The following is a 22,148-nucleotide window of genomic DNA, read 5'->3' on the forward strand; positions in this document are numbered from 1 at the left end:
TAAATATTTGGATAAGGAGAAGGGGATGTTCATCATCTCCTTCTTATTTAAAAGGAGCACAGACATGTACCTAGCTTTTAAAAATATAAAAAGCAATAAACTGTTTTTCTTAATTCTCCTTATGTCATTTTTTATTTCTTTTCTTTCTATATCAATAGCCGCACTTTTAACAGAGTCTAAACGAAACTTTATATCTGCTTTTCAAATCGGTTTTCCAGAGAAGAATCAAGTTTTAACTGTTCCGATAGCGAATGCAACTGAATTGGAAGAAATAATTCCTTTCATACAAGATACTTTTGTGAAAAGTGATATTTACGTAGAGCATTTAAAAGCATTAAATAGTTCAGGGGCAACAAAGATCATAGCTGTGAACTTAAAAGATGATTATTATTGGAAGCCATATATTTCTGAGGGACAATATTTTTATCGTGAAAATGTAAACGATATGGTTGTTGGCGATCAAACGAATGTAGAGGAATTATATGAATTTGATGATACATATAAAAAAATAGGAACTATATCGAGAAAAGACAGTGACGTCGGTGTAGCAGGCATATACGTTCCACTTCAAAACTTACCTACTATATCTAAAAAAGGTATTATCGCGAGTAAACAATTACAATTAACAGTTGTTAATCCTACATCATCTATTCATAACGAAATAAAAAAGTTTATGGATAGGAGTAAAGAAGTGCTTTCGGGAGATGTTCAAATACTGAATGAACGAGATCTTCAGGAACTACATGTGACACATATAGATCCAGCAAATAAGTATTATTATAAATTCATTCTTGTTGCAATTGTTTCTGGCATTTCTGCGGTTTTATTTTGGATTTATAAAAAAGAAAGAGAGATTTCATTAAAAAAGGCAGTAGGTGCTTCTAATATATCTATTTACTGCGAACTATATATTCAAATTTTGTTTATTTCTCTAGCAGCGATGTTCTTAGTTTTTATTACGCTAGAAATATTTTCGGGAACAATTCATACGTATTTTCAGACATACTTAGTAAAACCGTTAACACTATATGTATTGATATGTAATGTTGTTTTTATAATTTTTCTTACATTTTTTGTTACTGTAATTCCAATCAAGCACGTTATAAATATATATCCCGGAAATCATTTAAGAACGTAGGAGGTCGTCATGTTTTTTATATTTGAGTCTATACGGTCTGTGAAAAAACGGTTGTTACCAAGTTTGATTATAGTAATTTCTTTAATTATTGCATTTTCTTCAGCAATAGAATTTGTTAGTAATCTTTCGGGATATCGAAAAATGATGACGGTAGCAAATAATTTATCGACTAATAAAAATTTCTACGAGCTGTATGCAACACAAAATATAACGTTGTTTAGCAAAGAAAAAGCAAAAGATGACTATCAACATTTCATGAGAGGATTATCTAATACGATACCGATTACAAATATAACAAATTATTTGTTTCTTACATATTCATTTACCTTAAATAAAGAAAATAAAACGATAAAAACTTTGCTTGTGGATAAAGATATTAATAAATATTTTCATATACGTCTTTCGCAAGGAAGATATTTTGAGGAATCGGAATTTCATAAATCAGTATTTGATAGTAGACCTGTTATATTAGGGGCTAATTATAAAGGAAAGGCATCTATTGGTGATATCATACCATCTGGAAAAATGAAACTAAAAGTAATTGGCTTTTTAGAAAAAAATTCAGCATTTACATATCCTCGAAGCGGTGAAATATCGGATAATCGTATTACATTATTAGATGACATGGCGATTTTACCAATTGGAACAGAAGAAATAGAGTTCTATAGTGTAGACCTTTTATACAATGGGTTAATTATAGAAACAAATGAGAAGATAAATATGAATGAATTTCAAAAGAAAGTATTAAAGGTAACAGAAGGTAAGGGGTATTCGTATTATGTTACAAATCCGGATAGATTATTAGAAAATGAAAAGCAAGGCATTGATAATATGTCATATCCCTTATTATTAAGCGGTACAGTCTTATCTTTTTCATTTATATCTATTTTATTAACATCAATGGCCACGCTTTATATGGAACGTAAAAATATTTCTATTAAATCAGCATTAGGAGCAAGTACTTTTCAACTATGTCTTCCGTTTGTTATTGAGTATATGTTGTTATTCGTTTTATCTATATGTATAGGAATTATGTATTTTCAATGGGAGAATAGCGGAGTAATTGAAATTCAGAAAGGGCTAGAAAATAGTATATTATCTTTCTTTGGAACGTTAAAAGTCTCTATAGAATCATTGGTTGTTATAGTTGCTTTATCACTTGTAATGATCCTCGTTATATATGCAATCATTTATTTCAATGTACTAAAAATAAAAAATACATATATGAAAGAGGTGTTATAGATGATTCAGCTCGCAAATGTGGCTAAGGGATACGGAAAGAGTAATTTTAGTGCTTTAAAAGATATTAATCTTACAATAGAAAAAGGAGAAATGATAGCCATTATGGGACCATCTGGTTCAGGGAAATCAACCTTACTTAATATTATTGGCTTAATTGATAGCCCTTCTACTGGAAAGTATTTTTTAGATGGCATGGATACGAGTACATTAAAGTCAAACTATCATAAGTATAGAAATAAGGAAGTTGGATTTGTGTTTCAGAACTTTTCGCTACTAGATGATTATACAATTATTGAAAATGTAATGCTCCCGCTTATATATAGAAAAATTGCTCATAAGAAACGTATACAAATATCAAAAGAAATGCTTGAGATGGTAGGGCTGGAGAGGCATATTAACAAATATCCCCACGAATTATCTGGAGGAGAGCAGCAAAGAACGGCGATAGCAAGGGCTTTAGCACAAGACACAAAAATTATACTCGCGGATGAACCGACTGGTGCTCTCGATCAAGAAAACGGAGAAAAAATCATGAGTATTTTAAAAGAAATTAATAAACAAGGGAAAACGGTGCTAGTTGTTACACATGACCAAAAGGTAGCTGCATACTGCCAGAGGACGATACGTTTGCTTGATGGGTGTGTGGTATAATATGGATAAAAGTATGTGGAGAGGTGATACATATGGAAAATGTATATAAAGGGCTTAGACATACTGGATTTACTATGTTGCTTATTTTTGGTGGTGTATTTTTACTTCGCTGGTTTATTCATGATGAAATGCTATTAGATCAACTTATTGGTTTTAGTGTGGGCATAGTAATGGTTATTTTATCGGTTTTCATTCAAAAGTGCAGTAAAGAATTACAGGTAGAAGAGAAGTATTAAAAGGTTATAAGCACCTTCATATTTTGGAGATGCCTTTATAGTTTGAATAATTGTTGTAAAAGAAAAGTAGCGCATCGAATTTCGATGCGCTACTTTTTTATGTATAAAAAAATCCCTCTTTATGAGGGATTTTAATGTGGTAAGAATACCAATTGATAAGCGAACAAGATTCCGAATACATATACAAGTGGGTGAACAGAACGGAATTTACCTTTTGCCACTTTCATAAGTGGGTAGGAAATAAATCCAAGTGCGATACCTGTTGCGATACTTGATGTAAGTGGCATGCTTAAGATTACTAAGAATGCTGGGAATGCTTCATCAAATGCGTCCCAATCGATGTGGCGAACAGAGCCCATCATAAGACTACCAACGATAATTAATGATGGTGCAGTAATAGCTGATACACCAGAAACAGCACTTACTAATGGTCCGAAGAATGCTGCTAGCGCGAATAGAACAGCTACTGTAACAGTTGTTAAACCAGTACGACCACCAGCTGCAACACCAGCAGATGATTCAATGTAAGCTGTTGATGGTGTTGTTCCGAACATAGAACCAATTGTTGCTGAGAATGAGTCAGATAGAAGAGCTCGTCCTGCTTTTGGAAGCTTTCCGTCTTTCATAAATCCACCTTGTTGTGCAACGCCAAGTAATGTACCTGTTGTATCGAATAGTGTAACAAGGAAGAATGAGAATACAACGCCGTATAATCCGTAGTTAATTACGTCAGATACAGCAGTAATTGGATTTGAAACGATAATTCCTTCTGGTAATCCAGGCATTGATGTAACACCGTTTGAGAATGTTAATTGTCCTGTGAAGAAAGCGATAATACCAGTTAATAGCATGCCGATAAATAGTGCGCCATTTACATTTAAAGACATAAGGATAATAGTAATTCCAAGTCCAGCTAATGCTAGTAGAACTGGAGGAGAGTGAAGATCACCAAGTCCAACTAAGTTTGCATCATTTTTTGTAACGATACCTGTTAAACGTAAGCCGATAAAGGCGATAAATAGCCCGATACCAGCAGTAATTGCATGTTTTAAGTTTTCAGGAATTGCTTCCATTAATTTTGTACGGAAAGATGTAAATGATAGCAAAATTAAAATCATACCTGCTACGAATACAGCAGAGAATGCAATTGCGAAAGTCATGCCTTCATGCGCTTTTACAACAGAGTAAGAGAAGTAAGCATTTAATCCCATACCTGGCGCGATTGCGATTGGTAAGTTTGTAAAGATTGCCATAAATAATGTTCCGACAACAGCAGCAATAATTGTTGCTGTAAATGCTTGTTCAAATGGAACACCTGCATCTCCAAGGATAACAGGGTTTACGACAATGATATATGCCATTGTTAAGAAGGTAATAATACCTGCCATAATTTCAGTTTTAATAGAAGTTTTATGTTTTGAAAGGTTAAACATATAAACATCCTTTCTGTTTACGAATAATTTTCACAACAGTTATATATAATATTCGTTTTTTAACTATTTTGCAATAGTTTTGCATAAAAAGTTTATAACAATTCATATTTTGTGTCTTAAATTCGAATATTAATCGTAAACCAATGTGTGAATTTCAGCTTTTTATTGTGCACATGCTAAGAAAAAGGAGTTGAAAGTAGCTATGCCACAGCAAAAAAACTTTATAACAATGCCTGCGCAACATCAAAATAAGCAGCCTGGTATTGAATCATTAATGAGCCCCCTTCCGCAGTTTGAAGATCCAAATTATAAAGGAAGTGAAAAATTAAAAGGAAAGAATGTGTTAATTACGGGAGGAGATAGCGGAATTGGACGAGCAGTTTCCATCGCTTTTGCAAAAGAGGGAGCAAATATTGCGATTGCTTATTTAGATGAGGAAGAAGATGCAAATGAGACGAAACAACGTGTTGAAAAAGAAGGTGTAAAGTGTGTGTTGTTGCCGGGGGATTTGAGTAATGAACAGCATTGTAAAGATATTGTGGAAGAGACCGCCCGGCAGTTAGGTAGTTTAAATATTTTAGTAAATAACGTTGCACAGCAATATCCGCAGCAAGGGCTAGAGTATATTACAGCAGAACAGCTAGAAAAAACATTTCGTATTAATATTTTTTCTTATTTTCACGTTACGAAAGCAGCCCTTTCTCATTTGAAGAAAGGGGATGTCATTATAAATACGGCATCTATCGTTGCATATGAAGGAAATGAAACGTTAATTGATTATTCCGCAACGAAAGGAGCAATCGTAGCTTTTACAAGATCACTTTCTCAATCGGTAGTGCAAAAAGGGATTCGTGTAAATGGTGTTGCGCCGGGGCCGATTTGGACACCGCTTATTCCATCGAGCTTTGATGAGAAGAAAGTCTCTCAGTTCGGGAGCAATGTTCCGATGCAAAGACCTGGTCAACCATATGAATTAGCGCCAGCATACGTATACTTAGCGTCTGAGGATTCATCCTATGTTACTGGGCAAATGATACATGTAAATGGGGGCGTTATTGTAAATGGATAGTTTTCATTTATAAGAGCAAAGTAAAGTTAATTCCACTTATTATAGTGAGCGCTAGGGGGGATATAGATGAAAAAGTTATGTTTCGTCATACTATTATTTTTCATCCTACCGGTTAGTGCTTTTGCTGATACAGATCATTTAATATTAGTGAATCTTACGACAAACCAGTTGTCTTTTTTTGAAAATGGAAATTATACAAAAACATTCCCCGTAACAACTGGAAGAGATCGTACGCCTACGCCTGAAGGTAATTTTTGTATTATAACTAAATATAAAAATAAAGAATACCATCGAAAAAAAATAGCTGGGGGTGCACCAAATAACCCTCTTGGTACGAGATGGCTTGGGCTGGATAAGAATGAATATGCGATTCATGGGACAAATCGGGAATGGACGATTGGAAGTAGGGAATCAAATGGGTGTATTCGCATGCATGACAGGGATATACAATGGTTATATGATCGAGTCCAATTGCAAACAAAAGTAATCATTTCTCGTTTTCATACGAGCCCCGAATATGAAGCGAATAAGCTTGGTTATCGCGTTGTGAGCTGGAATGGTCGAAAAATAGAAGAAGAACAAATTGGACTACTTACGTTAGTAGACCGCGCGGATATATATTGGCAAGAGCCAAATGGACAGTTAACGAAAGTGAAAACGGTATTGCCAAATGAAAGATATCCAGTGTACTCAAAACGAAAAGATGGAATATATTATATAGGAAACAATTCGTATATTATAGATGAAACAGGAGAGAAAATTCGTTACGAGCAAATTCCTTCTTCGATTTTAAGTAATATATATAAACGGAAATACAATGTTCCGTAATGGCTACCGTATTATAGACGGTAGCTTATTTATACTTGGAGTTTAACTGCAACTATTGTATTTTGCTGAATATAATACAGTACAGATAGGGGGCGGTTATATTATGAAAAGTGAATTTGCGTTTAAAGTTTTCTTAGTAACGACCTGTTTATTTATCGTGTATTTATATGCGTTTCTCGTCTTTTCTTTTTATGTTCCATATGTTGATTTAATATTATTCTTCGGATTTATTTGGGCGTTTGTGAAAGCGAGGGAAGGAGAGAAGAGTATATATCGGCGCATTACCCTATGCGGGACGGCCGTTCTCGTTATTTTGTATTTTTTTATTATGCATGATTTTTGGAGAGGGATGTAAAAAAGCATACGATGAATCGTATGCTTTTTATGTTTAATATTTAGGCTTAAATGTATGACAACAAGTCTCTACACTCGTTGCTACAGAACTTTCTAGCGTCTCGTTTGTTAAAACAGCAGCTGTATATGAATCATTTTCAGTTTGACCAGTTTCATCTGCATCAGGCTGAACGACGATCGCACTTGCTTGACAAAAGTTACCTTGTCCCCAAAAAGAACAGTTGGAAACAGAACATCTTACTTCTGGCATAAAACCCCCTCCTTATACATTAGTGTGGGATTTTACACCCATTTCATGTGTAGAAGGAGTTTCCTTTTCTCGTTACTTTTTCGTTTGCTCAAGCCATTCTTTTAATTTATCTTTCGGCTGTTCACCGCTAATACGGCTCACTTCTTTGCCATCTTTAAAATGAATGATTGTTGGTGTTCCTTGAATTTTATATTCATCCCAAGGAGCATCTAATTTTTCAATATCCATAACTTTCATATCAACGTTTAAGTCTTTAGCCATTGGCACTAGGACAGGAGATAATTTTTGGCAATGAACGCAAGATGTTTGATAAAAGTATACTGTTTCTTCTTTTTTCTCTTTTAAGTTCTTTTGAAGATCTGAAAGAGAAATTTTATTTGTGTAGTAGTCAGGACCGTTTGTCTTACTTTCAGCAGGATTATCAATTTTCTGGCTAGTTGAAGCGTTTTTTTCTTCCATTTGTGTTACAGCGAAAATTGCCGCAAACAAGGCGATAATAATACCACCAAATATAAGCATTTTTTTCATTCTTTCATCTCCTTATTTGTTTTTGATGACAATAAAGCTACAAACAGCGATTGTAATAAAGCCGATAAGTGCTAAAAACGGGATTGTCACAAAGCCGAACCAGTTTATGTATTCTCCCGTACATGGTACACGTCCACAAGCTGCCCCAGCGGCTGAAAATGCTGCGACTTTTTGAATTGCATAGTGATATAAAGAAATACAAGCACCAATAGTTGCGATTGGTAAAGAATAATTTGCGATGCGATAGTCTTTCTTTGCCACAGCGATACCGAGCCATAAAACGAATGGATACATAAAAATACGTTGATACCAACAAAGAACACAAGGCTCAAATTTCATGATTTCGGAAAAGTACAGACTTCCTAGTGTAGCAATAAAAGAAGCTCCCCATGCGGTAAGTAAAGCATATTCTTGCTTTTTTTCTCGTCCCATATTTTATACCTCTCTTATAATAGTTACATACTAAATTATAGTATGAAGTGGTATGGAAAAGAAAGAAAAATATGTTTATCAATAAAAGTTTTATAAGGAGAAACTTTTATTGATATAAATATTTTAAAAAAGCGCCATTCTCCGGAAGAGAATAGCGCTATAGTTTACATTTGAATTTGTTCTACTTCTTCTACATGCGACTTTTGGGATGCGTGGTCAATATATTGAAATAGGAGCTGCAATTGTTTATCAACTTCTGGGAGTTCTTTACTGTATTGATAAGCGTGTAAAAAATGCTCAATACGCTTAGAAAATAATTGATCGTTCGTTTGAACCATGAGAACGAGTAATTTATCCCAATTACAGCAATACGTGTAATAGAGAGCTTTATCATAGTCGTTATATGTTTGCACTGTGTACCCTCCTTACCGAGAGTTATATATAGTGTGTGATAAGTAAGGAGAAATACACTTGAAAGAATTTGTTAAGAAAAAAAGTGAATGAAAAGAAAAAACGAGGAGTTTCCTCGTTTTTTAAGCTTTTGGCATTGGCGTAGGTGTTGGTTTGCCATAGCCTTCTTTGTATTTATTATCGATATAGTTACGAATTTCAAGCGTTGATTTTCCTTTTTGTTTCATGGAAGCAGATTCAACTGCGATTTCTAGGCAATTGACGCAAGTCGTTGCATGGGAGTCCCAAACAACTTCACCATTCTTTTTAATTTCACGAATAAAGCAGTTTTTATTATTTTTATGTCCTACACTTTCACCGCAACCACAATAGCATGGAATCCAATCTAATAGCTCTGCATTTTGTCCAGCGACGGTGTAGATATCTTTCATTTGTGGATCAAGCTTATCTAGGAAGGTCGGAAGTGTGTCGACTCCTTTTGTTTTCTCTTGAATGTCAGCTTGCTGAGTGTGCGATGCGTGGTCATGTTCTTCTTTTTTTGATTCAGAAGATTTTTGGTCATTTGTACCAGTACTTCCGCATCCAGCAAGAATTAAGCTTAGTACTGCAAGTAAAGAAAATACATACTTTTTCATTCGCTTGTCCCCTTTACAAATGTATTAATCAAATTGTATCAGACTAAGGGACACCTAGGGAGAAGTTTTTTTTGAACGATTTTTGAAGTGCCATCGTAGTGAATGAAATAAAAATAAAATAGGGATATAAGCGTATACAATATATAAACCCGCTTGAGATAGTACGGTATTTAATGTGTTGATACTTTCACGGTTTGTGAAAAGTAGAGAAGCTGAAAATATGATGAAAATAAAAAACGGTAATGTAAATTTAAATGAAATATGAAAGGAACGCTTCATCGTTTGACATGATGACCAAATGGTTAAGCAGAGGTTTGGTAAAATAATTAAAAACCAAACGAAAATAATAATATATTCAAAGCGCTGGATAAAAGGAACTTTAATTATTTTTAACATCGTTAAAGTAGGCCAAATAGTACGGTTTAATTGTCCCTCGCTGTAATACATAAAAGATACGATAGCTAAAACTACATAAATTAAGGTGCTAAAAGCAATTCCAGCATGGGCCCATCGCTTTAAAGATTTTCCTTTTTCAATAAAGGGATAAAAGATAAGAATTGTTTCAAACCCCAGAAATTCCAATGCGGATTGTTTTGCAGATATAAGCATGTCAAAAGGTGAATGTGTAAAAATAGGTAAAATATTACGGAAATGAGCATATTTCATTGGATAGATTAAAAAGAATACAACGAAAATAGGAAGAACAATACCCCAAAAACATATCCCTGTCACAGAACGGAAGCCACCTTTTATAATGTAGTAAGTGACTAATAAAAACATAAGCGTAAGTTTCCATAACTTAATGGTAGGGAAAATCCAAACTTGTATCACTTCCATATATGTACGAAGAACAGTAAGGCAAAATAATAAGCAATAAAGAGTGAAAATTACAGAAAATATAGAGCCAAACCACTTTCCAAAGGTTGTTGTATGAATGCTAATTAAATCTCCGTCTTTTTCAAGCATTTTTAACATACAAAACAGCACAATATGAGTTGTAATTCCCGCAATAATAAGAGAAATCCAGGCATCATAACCAGCGTTTTTTAAAATTACACGTTGATATCCGAGAATTCCTATACCAATCTGGAGAGAATGCAATAAAATAAATGCAAAATATGGAGAGACTGTCTTTGTTTTATTCATTGTATTCATTGCTTATTTCACCTCACTATTCTCCGATTCCAGATTGTACAATATTAAGATCTAAATTTATATCCACCGCTACATTTTTATACATATTTCGAATTTGTTTTATATTCCATTTTCTCGTATGGCTTCTAATTTCATCTCGTATTCCTAAAGGATCAATTTCCTTTTCTTGAAATTGTTTTATTAAATCTTCACAGTCTTTTTCGACATTTCGTTCAATTTGTTTTTTTATATAGTTGATATTTGTTTTTTTCTTAGATCAATCCAATTAGGAGAGTTTTTAATTAATCCATTTAATTTTAAATGGATTTTTACTTTTGGTATGTCGCCAGTTTGATCTATATCATACTTATTTTCCCCAGCTAAGTTTTGTATAACAACCATACCTTTATGTTTATCCTTTGTTATCGCTGCTTCGTAACGTCCATTTTTCGTAGGGTTAATAAGTAATTTTGCTAAAACAGAATGTCTTTTATCCGTATACATGACGACTTTATCGCCTTTTAAAAAGGCAAGTCCTTTGACAGCGACAGAATGATTATCGTCCATTTTAATATAAGGAACATAGGCATCACATACAGAAGAGTAATAATTATATAAAAAAATGTTTAATTCAGTTTGTGGAATGTTCTCATTTCTTATATTTTGCTCGAGTAAATCAGCAATATATAAAGACCCATTTTTTTTTCCGTAATTTAAAAGCTCTTCAGCCGATCCATCTACAATTGCTAGTTGTACATCACGCCCGATATTTGGGTCACGTTGTAAGTTAGTAATAATTTCTCCCATTCCGCGTTCTCCTAGAGCCTTTCCAAATAGGACAACACGCATTTGACCTACAACAACATTGTGAGGAGATTTCGCATTCAATCGTGAAGCAATTGTTTCAAGTGAACGGGCAGATGTTGTTTGAGTCTCTGGCTTAGACTTTACACCATGTGTGTACTCTGGGAATAGAATAGTTCCTTGGAATCTTTTGTTTTTTGTGATGTCAAATCCAGCAATATGAATAATACGCTGTGCATCCACTATATACGTTTGTGTACAGCCAGTTTGTAAAACGAAGAAGATAATGATAAGGTGCAATAAAACTTTTTTCATTCATTCTCACCATCACGTTTTTGCTTCGATTTGTTTGGATTATAGCGCCATTTTGATTTTGGTCTAAGAAAAGAAGGTCTTTGTGCCGTTTGACTAAATGGTAATCGAAGAAAACCTTCTGCTGTACCTAAACCACGAAATGGATATAAAGGTAATAAATAAGGTGATCCAAGTGATTTTAATTTAATTAAATGAGCTAAAATAAATACAAATCCGACAATAAGGCCTAATCCTCCGAACGCACCGGCTAAAAGAATAAGCGGAAAGCGTAATAATCGAATAGTAGAAGACATCTTTACGGTTGGTGTTGTGAATGATGCAAGAGCGGATAAAGCAACTGCAATTAATAAAATTGTACTTGTCAAAGCCGCTTCAACAGATGCTTGGCCAATTACAATCCCCCCAACAATCCCAATCGTTTGTCCGACTTTTGTCGGTAAACGCGCTCCTGCTTCACGAAGCAATTCAATTGTAATTTCTAAAAAGAGTGCTTCTAGAATAGGAGGGAAAGGTACGTTAGCTCTCGAGAAAATAATAGGACCTAGTAAATCGGCAGGAATCATTTGATAATGATATGTTAAAGCCGCTGTATAAATAGCGGAGGAAAAAAGAGAAAATATAGCTCCGAAAAAACGAATAATACGAAAGAACGATCCAATCATCCACGGTAAATAATAATCTTCTGGTGAAATGAAAAAATCCAGTAACGTTGTTGGTCCTGATAAAGCATATGGAGAGCCATCTGTTAAGATTAAAACTTCCCCGTTAATTAATGCAAATACAGCTCGATCTAATCGTTCTGTAGGTAATAGAACAGGAAAAGGTGAATTGCTATTATCACTAATAAATTGCTCAATCATAGTTGAATCAAATGGGACATCAAAGTCAATGTCTTCTAGCCGTTGAAGTGCGGTGTTGACAAATTGTTCATTTGTAATTCCTTCTATATAAGCAACTGCTACTTTCGTTTTTGATATAGATCCGACGGTAACTTCTTTAAAAATGAGTTGCTCCGTTACGATATTTCGGCGTAATAAGTGGATATTTGTATCAAGGTTTTCAACGAAACCGATTTTAGGCCCGATTACGCTATACTCATTTTCTGTATCGTTATATAATCGTTTTCCTAAAACAGTACTTTCGGCACGAATTAAAGCATATTGATCAGGATTCGAATTGTTTTTTAAGCGTATTAAAATATATCCACCTAATAATTTTTCACGAATATTATCAATAGAAGGGGAGGTAATAATGTCTTCAATAGAGATGATATTACATAAATCAGAGATGTTTTGGATTTGTTCCGATTCCTTTTTTATAGGAGTTAAAATGAATTGTTTAATAATAAGTGCTTCCACGACAGATTTATAATAAAACAGGCACAACGTTTCATCTTTAAGTATGTTATAAGAGACAAAATCGCTTGATTCTTTCATGGTTTGTATAAATTCTGGAATAGAACAAAGTGTTTTTGTATTAGTCTTTTTTGATTTCTTAGATGATAAACCGAACATTTTCTCACCCCTAACATACGTCATTTACTTGTGTTAGTTTTTGGGAAAGACGGGAATTTATACTTCAAAGTTGAAAGTTTATAAAGAAAAGGAAGAGTAGTGAATACCTCTTCCTTTGTGGCGTGTTAATTTGTTTTCGTTTCTTTAATAGACTTCACTAATTTCATCATTTCCGCTCTTATATCTTCTCTTTTTACATTTAATTTTTCGGCGATTTGTTTCATGTCCATTCCGTCTTTTTTCATTTTTAATACATCATCAAGAGGGGTATTACTCTTTTGAGAGATGATTGTTAACACAGTAAGATGACGCAATTTGATGTTATATTCTTTCATTTTTTGTTTTAGCTGCTCCGGTGTGGATTTTTGCATAGTTGCTAACTGTTGTAGCAGTGCTTGCTTTGTTTCTTTACTCATATGATGCTTTTTCAGCTTACTTGGATCTACACCGAAATGCTCGGCTGTTTTCTCCCAAGATTTATTTTGCTTATAGTAAGATAAAACATCTTTTATTTCTTTTTTACTAATTCTTGCAATGTGAGCAGCTCTCCAAATTTCATGTTTGTTGTAGCCAAGTTTTTCTAGCGATTGCATTTCTTCTTCTGAAATTGGTTTATGGTGATGCATTGTTACTTCTTTTGGCGTGGCAGCGGAAGTAGGGAAGGTGGATATCCCGCATAATAATGCTGCCATAGTCATACTTACTACGATTTTTTTGTACATGTAAACTCCTCCTAGATGGATAATGTGGAAAACTGTACACATATCATTTCCATAAAATGTGAAATACTTGTGAACAAGTTAAGTTTTTTTATTCACAGCATGAAATGACGTTTTTAGAAGTTTTCCAACATAAAACATTGATTAATAGTAAAAAACTAAGGTATAATCGAAATTGAAAATCAATATCAATACTAACAATAAACTTATACATATAGATAAAAATAAGGGAGAGATAAATATGACTACATATACTTCCATCGCTAATGTGATTAAAGAAAGGCGTTCTGTACGTACATTTACAGATAAAGCAGTAGAAAAAGATTTATTAATTGAACTATTAAACGATGCAACATGGGCACCAAATCATAAACACCGTGAGCCATGGAATTGTAAATTATACATTGGGGACGGCCGCAAGAAATTAGTAGACGCAGTATTAAACTCTTTCACAGAAGAAGAAAGAGCGAAACGCGGTAAAATTTTATCAGATCGTTTCTTAAGCACGCCTGCACAAATCGTTGTTTACATGAATGAAGACCCACGTCAAATTCAACGTGACGAAGATTACGCTGCAACATGTGCATTTATGCAAAACTTTCAGCTTCTTGCTTGGGAACGTGGATTAGGTTGTGTTTGGAAATCAGGCGGATTAAACTATAATCCATTATTTATAGAAGGACTTGGTTTAACAAGAGGTCAACGTATCGTTGGAATTCTTCACCTTGGCTATTTCGATAAAGCACCAGAAGGAAAAGCTCGTACTCCGATTACGGAGAAGATGGAGATTATTGAAGGTTAATAGATAAGACATTCTCGTTTTTGCGGGGGTGTCTTTTTATTATGCAATCAATCCTCATGAAAGCTTGTTCTCCATCATACACTTTCTTAAGGGAAAGTGTAAGGAGGGAAAATAATGAGAGCAAGTGACGATAAAGCACTGCAATATGCGATTGCGGAAATTACGGAAATTGCGACTGGATTTGGGCTTGATTTTTATCCGATGCGTTATGAAATATGTCCAGCGGAAATTATTTATACATTTGGTGCATATGGGATGCCGACGCGGTTTTCACATTGGAGTTTTGGAAAACAGTTTTTCAGAATGAAATTACAATACGATTTAGGTCTTAGTAAAATATACGAACTCGTTATTAACTCTGATCCATGTTACGCCTTTTTATTAGATACGAACTCTTTAATTCAAAACAAATTAATTGTAGCGCACGTTTTAGCACACTGTGACTTTTTCAAAAATAATATTCGTTTTTCAAATACGAAGCGAGATATGGTAGAAAGTATGGCGGCAACAGCGGACCGTGTTAAAGCATATGAGCATAAGTATGGAAAGGAAGAGGTAGAAACATTTTTAGATGCCGTACTTGCCATTCAAGAGCATATTGACCCATCGATTATGCGTCCAAAACTTGCGTGGAGTATTGAAGATTTAGAAGAGGATGTAGAAAAGAAAAAGATATCACAGTACGATGACTTATGGAATTTAGATGATCGAAACAAAAAGAGAGAACGACCTAATATGCATAAAAAGAAGAAAATTCCGCCGCAACCAGAGAAAGATTTACTCCTCTTCATTGAAGAATATAGCCGTGAGCTAGAAGATTGGCAGCGAGACATATTAACGATGATGCGCGAGGAAATGCTATATTTCTGGCCGCAGCTTGAAACAAAAATTATGAATGAAGGCTGGGCATCATACTGGCATCAACGCATACTCCGTGAAATGGACTTAACATCTTCTGAAGCGATTGAATTCGCAAAGCTTAATGCAGGTGTAGTTCAACCATCTAAAACAAGTATTAACCCATACTACCTCGGTATTAAAATGTTTGAAGATATAGAGGAGCGCTACAATAACCCGACAGAAGAAATGAAACGACGCGGTGTAAAACCAGGATCTGGCCGTGACAAAATCTTTGAAGTACGCGAGATCGAATGGGATGTATCATTCTTAAGGAACTACTTAAACAAAGATCTCGTAATGAGAGAAGATATGTACTTATTCCAGCGCCAAGGAAAAGAATATAAAGTAATAGATAAAGAGTGGGAACATGTACGTGATCAGCTTGTAAATATGCGTACAAATGGTGGCTTCCCGTACTTAGTAGTAGAAGATGGTGACTACTTAAAGAACGGAGAGTTGTACATTAAACATAGTTATGAAGGAATTGAGCTCGATTTAAAATACTTAGAAAAAGTACTGCCATACATTCATCAGTTATGGGGAAGGACGGTGCATATGGAGTCAATTGTGGAGAGTAAGGGCGTTGTGTTCTCTTATGATGGGAAGATGGTGCATCGGAAGTATGTGTGATGAAAAGAACGGACGTAGAATTCTATGTCCGTTCTTTTTATTTGGAACAAGGTTAAATATGCTATTCTTGAAAAAAGGGAGTTACATAGAGAAATGGAGCGATTCAAATGAGCAAAATAGGGGTATGCAAGATGGATATTACGCCTCCTGTAGGTATTGATTTTGTCGGATATTACAGAGAGACAGGAATAAATAATATTGAAGAGCATATTTATGGGACAGTTTTTGTATTTGAAAAAGATGAAATGAAAACTGTGTTTATAAGTATTGATAATATTGGGATGTTAGTAGAAGATACGAATATTATTCGTGAGCGAGTAGCGAGTACGCTTCATGTGCCATTTGAGCGAATAACAGTTGTTTATACACATACACATTCTGGTCCAGAAACAGTCGGTGAGCAACCTTTAGTAAAGTCATATAAAACGATTTTAGTAAATAATGTAGTGCAAGGTGCGGTTACTGCGAATAACAACTTGAAGCTATGTGAAGTTGGCTGGGGTGTTACGACAGGTGATATTGGGGTCAACCGAAGAGAGAGAACATCTGATGGAAGAGCAAAGATGGGAACAAATATAGAGGGTGTTGTAGATAAACGAATTGGTATGCTAGCAATAAGAAATGCTGAAACGAAGGGGCTATCTGGGATTGTAGTATTTTGTACGGCGCATCCGAATGTTTTAAAAGGTGATAGCGATGTATTGTCAGCGGATTATCCGGGAATGACGAGAGAGATTCTTGAAAAGATTGTAAACTGTCCTGTTATTATTGTGCAAGGAGCTGCTGGTAATGTAAATGCGAAGTATCGTGGTTCAAGAGAAGCATTAAAGAAAATGGCTTATACACTTAGTGGACATGTATTAACGATGTTGCCAACAGTTGTATATAGCCCAATTGTAAATTTAAGAACAATTTCGAGTACGATACAAATGAAGTTGAAAGATATTCCTGAAATGAATGAGATACGAAGCATGGCTCAATTGGCGAAGAGGCAGTGGGGTGTGAATACAGATGAATGGCTTACTATCATTCTAGAGAAATATAAGCAAGGTATTCGGCAGTTACGTATTGATTTAGAAGTTCAACTGTTTCAAGTTAATGATGGTATGTTCTCTGGTATACCGATGGAACCTTTTTCAGAGACTGCGTTAGAAATGAAAGAGAGTCTTCAAAATGAAATAGTTTTTCTTGGTGGATATACGAATGGATATATTGGTTATTTACCGACAAGGGAAGAGTTTACATATGGTGGATACGAAGTAGAGCTAAACCCTGTTGTATATGGGCCTGTTACGAATTTATTGATGCCACCGGAGGAAAATACTGCGGAGCTAATTGTGAAGAAGGTTATGGGTTTATGTAATAAAATTAAGATTTAATGAGACAGATTTTTGAACGCAGAGTAAAGAATATGACTCATTGTTTGATTTTGTTAAGTCAACGTAAATAATAATGATAATCATTGTTATTTACATTGACTTCTAAAAAAAGAAAAACTAGAATTTATAAAGGGATCTTCAATTGTTCGCTATCATTTGTATAGGAGGTAAGTTATGTTGGATAGCTTTATTTCTATAAGATGTAGGTTGGCTCTTTATAGTTTTGGTGTTCTTTTTATCTTTTTTTGTATAGTATTTTTTGTGAATCAGAAGGTGTATGCAGAAGATGTACCGTGGACATCAGTTTCAAATGAGGGAGAACGTGTACTTTTTCAAGAACAATCTTTGTATAGTAATGATCGAAGGGGAGAAGATCTTGTTTCACCTTCATTTGAAGGGCGTAAACATAATAGGGAAGATTGGGGAGCCTTTTTAGAAAATACAAAGTTAAATTATTCACCTAACATTCTTACCTATTCTGTTATAGGAATAGATGATCGAATACGGGTTAATGATACAACTTCATATCCGTATAGCGCCATAGTCCATATAGCAACTCAGTATAATAGCGGAGAAATTTATGGATGTACAGGGGCACTAATTAGTAAAGATACAGTGCTGACAGCTGGACATTGTATTTACAATAAAGAAATTGGTGGATGGGCGACAAATGTTATTGTAACTCCAGGACGTAATGGAGGACAAGTACCGTATTTACCATATAAAGGAACAAAACTTTACTCGGTAAGTGGATGGACTGATAATGAAAATTCAAATTATGATTATGGAGCGATTAAATTAAATGGGTCTCCTGGAGATTATACAGGTTGGTTGGGATATAGAACTACCTATGTAGATTCACCAAAAGGTTTACTTGCGGTGATTCCTGGATATCCAGCTGATAAGGTAGGAAATGAACGTTACACAATGTGGAGAGACTATGGTCCAATTGAAGGCGTTAACCCTAGAATTTTAACATATAAGATTGATACTTATGAGGGGCAAAGTGGATCACCTGTATACCATTATTTTGATACAGGTATCAAAATAATAGCTATTCATACAAGAGGAAATAAAAATAAGAATTCTGGAAATCGGATAACAGACAATGTGTTTAATAATATTAAAAAATGGTCTGAATAAATATAGTAATTCTATTTGGATTTTGTATTGCATATTGGTCATAATCATGATGTCTAGTTATATAGCAAATAACGAGGAGAATGTTAGTAAAGTTGTTAATCCTATAACTTTCTGTGTTCAAAATAAAGAGAAACAACAGATAAAAGACTTTGAAATTATGCTTATAAAAGATGAATCACCTCAGCCTAGTAAAGAAATCGTGATTTCGATAGGGAAAACTAATCAGGAAGGAAAATTGATTTGGAAGACTCCTAGAAAAGGAAAGTATATAATTTTACTGCCGAATAATGAGAAAAAAGAGATTGTGATTAATGATAGAAATGTAGTTGAATTAATAATGATTAACGTAAATTAATAAAAATAGGCCGAAACCAATTATATGGTTGATTCGGCCTATTTTTATATGATTTAGAAAAAGTGTGAAGTAAGTATAAAATTTAGGCTAAAAATTAAAAACTTTACGACATACCCTTTAGGGTATATGATGTTATACAAAGTTACAAAGTAATGTATAATATAGTTATAAATACGGAGGTGGTCTACAGTGGAATATAATCAAGATATGAAAAATAGATTGAAACGCATTGAAGGTCAAGTTCGTGGTGTGCTTCGTATGATGGAAGAAGGAAAAGATTGCCGAGAAGTTATTATACAGTTAACGGCATCTCGTTCTGCCCTTGATCGTACAATTGGACTCGTTGTTGGAACGAATTTAGAGCATTGTTTACGTGAACAGTTTGAAAGTGGCAATGGTTCAAATGAAGAGTTAATTAAAGAAGCTGTTCAATTACTTGTAAAAAGCCGATAATCTGTCAAACGTAAGTGTTGACAGATTTTCAAAAACATTTTAATATACCCCTACAGGTATATGCATATAAATTGTGGAGGAATCGATTATGAGTATAAAAGTGGATATGAGTTTAGATTGTAAAGGTTTGGCTTGTCCGATGCCTATTGTGAAAACGAAGAAGGCGATAGAAGGATTAGCACCAGGGCAGGTGATTGAAGTTAAGGCAACAGATAAAGGATCTACGGTAGATATAAAAAGTTGGACGAGTAAAGTAGGACATCAATATATCGGGACGAAACACGAGGGTGATGTATTGGTGCATTATGTTAGGAGAGCAAACGAGCATGAAGTGAATGAAATTGTGAAATATCCTCATACAATTACGAATGCAGAATTACAGTCTATATTGTCTCATGGAGAAGAGAGCATTGTATTAGATGTTCGCGAAGCAGCGGAATTTGCTTTTGGCCATATTCCATCCGCCATTTCGGTACCATTAGGTGAATTAGACAGCGCAGTGTTAGATGAGACGAAGCAAATTTATGTTATTTGTCGAACGGGTAACCGTAGTGATGTAGCTTGCCAAATGTTGAATGAGAAAGGTTATTTAAATGTGAAAAATGTCATTCCAGGTATGGTAGAGTGGCAAGGGAATATAGAGAAGTAAATTTTTTTGAATAAAAATATACCTATGGGGGTAATGAAATGAATGTTAAACCGTTACAAGCAAAAGATGTGGCAGAGAAAGTTTTATTCGGAGAGTTATTCATTTTAGATGTTCGTAATGAGGCGGATTATGAAGATTGGAAAATTGAAGGGAAACAAGTTTCTTCTATTAATGAACCTTATTTTGACTTGTTAGATGGTGTAGATCATATTGTAAGTGAATTACCTAAAGATAAAGATGTTTTAGTAGTATGTGCAAAAGAAGGGTCTTCTATATTTGTGGCAGAGCAATTAACAGAGGCGGGATTAGAAAATATTTATTATTTAGCTGGTGGTATGAAGGCTTGGAGTGAATATGTAAAGCCTATAAAAGTTGGAGATTTAAAAAATGGCGGAAGTATGTATCAGTTTAACCGCCTAGGAAAAGGCTGTTTATCTTATATGGTCGTTTCAAACGGTGAAGCAGCAGTTATTGATGCAGTAAGAACGGTTGAAGCATATGAGGAGTTTGCGAAAGAGCATGGCGTTACGATTACGAATGTAATGGATACACATTTACATGCAGACCATATTTCTGGTGGACGTAAGTTAGCTGAAAAGGTAGGTGGTACGTATTGGTTACCGCCAAAAGATGCCGAGGAAGTCGCTTTCTCATATGAACCGCTTGTAGAAGGATCTGTTATTACGGTGGGGGGTACAAAAATTGAAATTGACGCGTTATACTCACCAGGGCATACGATTGGAAGTACGTCATTCATTGTAGATGATTCTTATTTATTATCAGGCGATATTTTATTTGTAGATTCAATCGGGCGTCCTGATCTTGCTGGTAAGGCTGAAGATTGGGTGAGTGATTTAAGAAATACGTTATATACATTTTATAAGGAACTGTCTCAAGATTTAATTGTTTTACCAGCTCATTATTCAAAAATAAGTGAAATGGATGAAAGAGGCATTGTGAGTGCGAGCTTACAAGATCTATTTAAAGAGAATGTAGGGTTAAATATTGCTGATGAAGTAGAGTTTCGTAAAACTGTGACAGAAAACTTACCGCCACAACCAAATGCATATGAAGAAATTCGTCAAACGAATATGGGGAAAATTCATCCGAGTGTGGAAGAAGAGCGTGAAATGGAGATTGGTCCAAATCGTTGTGCAGTGCATGAGTCATTATAAAAATAACAAATTGGAGGAATTGATGATGAATATAAAACAAGTATTAGATGCGAAGGGTTTAGCATGTCCAATGCCAATTGTAAGAACAAAGAGAGCAATGGATGCTTTACACACTGGAGAAGTGTTAGAAATACATGTAACGGATAAAGGGTCAATTAAGGATATTCCAGCGTGGGCAAATAAAATTGGTCATGACATCGTAAAGCATGTAGAAGAAGCTGATGTGCTGAAGTTTTGGATTAAGAAGGCGTAGGAAAAAATATTGTTATAAATGCAGAGAGGGTGGTTATATGAACACAATAGTAAGTACGCTTTTCATTGTACTTGCTGCATGGTTTGTTATTTCACGATTTTTACCAGTGAAAGGTGTGCAAAATATCAGTGGAAAAGAATTAAAGAATATAGTGGAAAAAAAGGAGAAACAACTTATCGATGTTCGTACAGTAGGTGAATATAGAGGAAATCATATGAAAGGATTTCAGAATATCCCGTTAAATGAGTTAGCTAGTAAAGCAAATCAATTAGATAAAAATAAGGAAGTAATCGTTATTTGTCAGAGCGGGATGAGAAGTAAGCAAGCAGCAAAGGTATTAAAGAAATTAGGGTTTCAGCACGTTATGAATGTTTCAGGTGGTATGAACGCTTTGTAAGGAAGGAATAGAAAAATGAAAGAAATAACAGCGAAAGAAGTAGAGGAAAGATTGTTACGAAATGAAGAGTTACATGTAATTGATGTTCGTGAAGTAGAAGAAGTGGCGGAAGGAAAAATGCCAGGAGTGATTCCTATTAGGTTAGGATTACTAGAGTTTCGAATGCATGAGTTGGATAAAAACAAAGAGTATATTATCGTTTGTCGCTCTGGCGGAAGAAGTGCAAGAGCAGTTCAGTTTTTAGAGAGCTACGGTTTTCAAGCAATCAATATGGTAGGTGGTATGTTAGCGTGGGAAGGTAAAGTCGTATAAGAATGGG

Annotated in this window: 27 protein-coding genes and 1 pseudogene; 18 read left to right on the top strand and 10 right to left on the bottom strand. The window is 34.7% G+C overall.

Going from position 1 to position 22,148, the window contains the following annotated elements; translation table 11 throughout:
• Positions 1-64 precede the first annotated feature (64 nt).
• The 4 genes from JFU02_RS23350 to JFU02_RS23365 are packed head-to-tail and all read left to right on the top strand — an operon-like array spanning position 65 to position 3,267.
• Entirely contained in the window at positions 65-1,138 is a 1,074-nt protein-coding gene (locus JFU02_RS23350; RefSeq protein WP_201071699.1) for an ABC transporter permease, read from the top strand.
• A 9-nt stretch (positions 1,139-1,147) separates the two neighbouring features.
• Positions 1,148-2,380: an ABC transporter permease gene (locus JFU02_RS23355; RefSeq protein WP_201071702.1), complete on the top strand. Its 1,233-nt coding sequence runs from the start codon at positions 1,148-1,150 to the stop codon at positions 2,378-2,380.
• Positions 2,381-3,031: an ABC transporter ATP-binding protein gene (locus JFU02_RS23360; RefSeq protein ID WP_000615292.1), complete on the top strand. Its 651-nt coding sequence runs from the start codon at positions 2,381-2,383 to the stop codon at positions 3,029-3,031.
• A 32-nt stretch (positions 3,032-3,063) separates the two neighbouring features.
• Positions 3,064-3,267, top strand: coding sequence for a hypothetical protein (locus JFU02_RS23365; protein ID WP_000432820.1), 204 nt, complete (start codon positions 3,064-3,066; stop codon positions 3,265-3,267).
• 131 nt (positions 3,268-3,398) lie between these two features.
• Here the strand turns inward: JFU02_RS23365 and JFU02_RS23370 are convergent, their stop codons facing one another.
• Entirely contained in the window at positions 3,399-4,700 is a 1,302-nt protein-coding gene (locus tag JFU02_RS23370; protein WP_061667654.1) for an NCS2 family permease, read from the bottom strand.
• A 202-nt stretch (positions 4,701-4,902) separates the two neighbouring features.
• On the opposite strand from JFU02_RS23370, the gene JFU02_RS23375 reads away from it, so the two are divergent.
• The 3 genes from JFU02_RS23375 (at position 4,903) to JFU02_RS23385 (ending at position 6,952) form a co-directional block, all read left to right on the top strand.
• Positions 4,903-5,769 carry an SDR family oxidoreductase gene (locus JFU02_RS23375; RefSeq protein WP_001136263.1) on the top strand — a complete coding sequence of 289 codons (867 nt, stop codon included), beginning with the start codon at positions 4,903-4,905 and terminating at the stop codon, positions 5,767-5,769.
• Between the two features lie 66 nt (positions 5,770-5,835).
• Positions 5,836-6,597: a L,D-transpeptidase gene (locus JFU02_RS23380; RefSeq protein ID WP_061667653.1), complete on the top strand. Its 762-nt coding sequence runs from the start codon at positions 5,836-5,838 to the stop codon at positions 6,595-6,597.
• Between the two features lie 103 nt (positions 6,598-6,700).
• Entirely contained in the window at positions 6,701-6,952 is a 252-nt protein-coding gene (locus JFU02_RS23385; protein ID WP_000834195.1) for a hypothetical protein, read from the top strand.
• A gap of 33 nt (positions 6,953-6,985) precedes the next feature.
• Here the strand turns inward: JFU02_RS23385 and JFU02_RS23390 are convergent, their stop codons facing one another.
• The 9 genes and pseudogenes from JFU02_RS23390 to JFU02_RS23430 all read right to left on the bottom strand — a co-directional run bounded on the left by JFU02_RS23390 (position 6,986) and on the right by JFU02_RS23430 (position 13,696).
• Entirely contained in the window at positions 6,986-7,201 is a 216-nt protein-coding gene (locus tag JFU02_RS23390) for a DUF1540 domain-containing protein (protein WP_001115488.1), read from the bottom strand.
• 72 nt (positions 7,202-7,273) lie between these two features.
• Entirely contained in the window at positions 7,274-7,729 is a 456-nt protein-coding gene (locus JFU02_RS23395; protein WP_061667652.1) for a thioredoxin family protein, read from the bottom strand.
• A 12-nt stretch (positions 7,730-7,741) separates the two neighbouring features.
• Positions 7,742-8,161: a disulfide formation protein C gene (locus JFU02_RS23400; protein WP_000532261.1), complete on the bottom strand. Its 420-nt coding sequence runs from the start codon at positions 8,159-8,161 to the stop codon at positions 7,742-7,744.
• Positions 8,162-8,325: 164 nt separating this feature from the next.
• On the bottom strand, positions 8,326-8,574 hold the full coding sequence (locus JFU02_RS23405; protein ID WP_001195459.1) for a YhdB family protein: 249 nt from the start codon (positions 8,572-8,574) through the stop codon (positions 8,326-8,328).
• A 120-nt stretch (positions 8,575-8,694) separates the two neighbouring features.
• Positions 8,695-9,207 (bottom strand): PCYCGC domain-containing protein, encoded by a 513-nt coding sequence (locus tag JFU02_RS23410; protein WP_000761026.1) that lies wholly within the window; start codon positions 9,205-9,207, stop codon positions 8,695-8,697.
• Between the two features lie 54 nt (positions 9,208-9,261).
• Positions 9,262-10,362, bottom strand: a complete 1,101-nt coding sequence (locus JFU02_RS23415; protein WP_061667651.1) for a GerAB/ArcD/ProY family transporter — start codon at positions 10,360-10,362, stop codon at positions 9,262-9,264.
• 16 nt (positions 10,363-10,378) lie between these two features.
• Positions 10,379-11,460, bottom strand: a pseudogene (locus JFU02_RS23420) (Ger(x)C family spore germination protein).
• Complete coding sequence (locus tag JFU02_RS23425) at positions 11,457-12,974, bottom strand: spore germination protein (protein ID WP_061667650.1); 1,518 nt, start codon at positions 12,972-12,974, stop codon at positions 11,457-11,459. The pseudogene JFU02_RS23420 and the gene JFU02_RS23425 overlap by 4 nt, the downstream one beginning before the upstream one ends.
• Before the next feature lie 125 nt (positions 12,975-13,099).
• The gene (locus JFU02_RS23430) at positions 13,100-13,696 is read right to left on the bottom strand and encodes a hypothetical protein (RefSeq protein WP_000277040.1); all 597 of its coding nucleotides are present in this window, start codon (positions 13,694-13,696) and stop codon (positions 13,100-13,102) included.
• Positions 13,697-13,934: 238 nt separating this feature from the next.
• Between JFU02_RS23430 and JFU02_RS23435 the strand changes: the two genes are divergently transcribed.
• From JFU02_RS23435 to JFU02_RS23485, 11 genes are all read left to right on the top strand, one after another.
• Positions 13,935-14,495 carry a nitroreductase family protein gene (locus JFU02_RS23435; RefSeq protein WP_061667649.1) on the top strand — a complete coding sequence of 187 codons (561 nt, stop codon included), beginning with the start codon at positions 13,935-13,937 and terminating at the stop codon, positions 14,493-14,495.
• A gap of 114 nt (positions 14,496-14,609) precedes the next feature.
• The gene (spoVR, locus tag JFU02_RS23440) at positions 14,610-16,025 is read left to right on the top strand and encodes a stage V sporulation protein SpoVR (protein WP_061667648.1); all 1,416 of its coding nucleotides are present in this window, start codon (positions 14,610-14,612) and stop codon (positions 16,023-16,025) included.
• Between the two features lie 107 nt (positions 16,026-16,132).
• The gene (locus JFU02_RS23445; RefSeq protein ID WP_042972344.1) at positions 16,133-17,404 is read left to right on the top strand and encodes a neutral/alkaline non-lysosomal ceramidase N-terminal domain-containing protein; all 1,272 of its coding nucleotides are present in this window, start codon (positions 16,133-16,135) and stop codon (positions 17,402-17,404) included.
• Between the two features lie 174 nt (positions 17,405-17,578).
• Complete coding sequence (locus JFU02_RS23450) at positions 17,579-18,547, top strand: trypsin-like serine peptidase (protein WP_141560304.1); 969 nt, start codon at positions 17,579-17,581, stop codon at positions 18,545-18,547.
• The gene (locus tag JFU02_RS23455; RefSeq protein WP_000335659.1) at positions 18,513-18,902 is read left to right on the top strand and encodes a DUF2606 family protein; all 390 of its coding nucleotides are present in this window, start codon (positions 18,513-18,515) and stop codon (positions 18,900-18,902) included. Before JFU02_RS23450 ends, JFU02_RS23455 begins: the two co-directional genes overlap by 35 nt.
• Positions 18,903-19,091: 189 nt before the next feature.
• Complete coding sequence (locus JFU02_RS23460; RefSeq protein ID WP_098516129.1) at positions 19,092-19,355, top strand: metal-sensitive transcriptional regulator; 264 nt, start codon at positions 19,092-19,094, stop codon at positions 19,353-19,355.
• An 88-nt stretch (positions 19,356-19,443) separates the two neighbouring features.
• On the top strand, positions 19,444-20,004 hold the full coding sequence (locus tag JFU02_RS23465; protein WP_086406537.1) for a sulfurtransferase TusA family protein: 561 nt from the start codon (positions 19,444-19,446) through the stop codon (positions 20,002-20,004).
• Between the two features lie 38 nt (positions 20,005-20,042).
• Positions 20,043-21,179, top strand: coding sequence for an MBL fold metallo-hydrolase (locus JFU02_RS23470; RefSeq protein WP_061667644.1), 1,137 nt, complete (start codon positions 20,043-20,045; stop codon positions 21,177-21,179).
• A gap of 22 nt (positions 21,180-21,201) precedes the next feature.
• Positions 21,202-21,432, top strand: a complete 231-nt coding sequence (locus tag JFU02_RS23475; protein WP_003306356.1) for a sulfurtransferase TusA family protein — start codon at positions 21,202-21,204, stop codon at positions 21,430-21,432.
• Positions 21,433-21,469: 37 nt separating this feature from the next.
• A complete protein-coding gene (locus JFU02_RS23480) occupies positions 21,470-21,829 on the top strand; it encodes a rhodanese-like domain-containing protein (protein WP_001092537.1) in 360 nt (119 codons plus the stop codon).
• 15 nt (positions 21,830-21,844) lie between these two features.
• On the top strand, positions 21,845-22,141 hold the full coding sequence (locus tag JFU02_RS23485) for a rhodanese-like domain-containing protein (protein ID WP_000659148.1): 297 nt from the start codon (positions 21,845-21,847) through the stop codon (positions 22,139-22,141).
• Positions 22,142-22,148 lie beyond the last annotated feature (7 nt).

The organism is Bacillus sp. TH13 (genome assembly GCF_016651175.1).
Lineage (GTDB): Bacteria > Bacillota > Bacilli > Bacillales > Bacillaceae_G > Bacillus_A > Bacillus_A thuringiensis_S.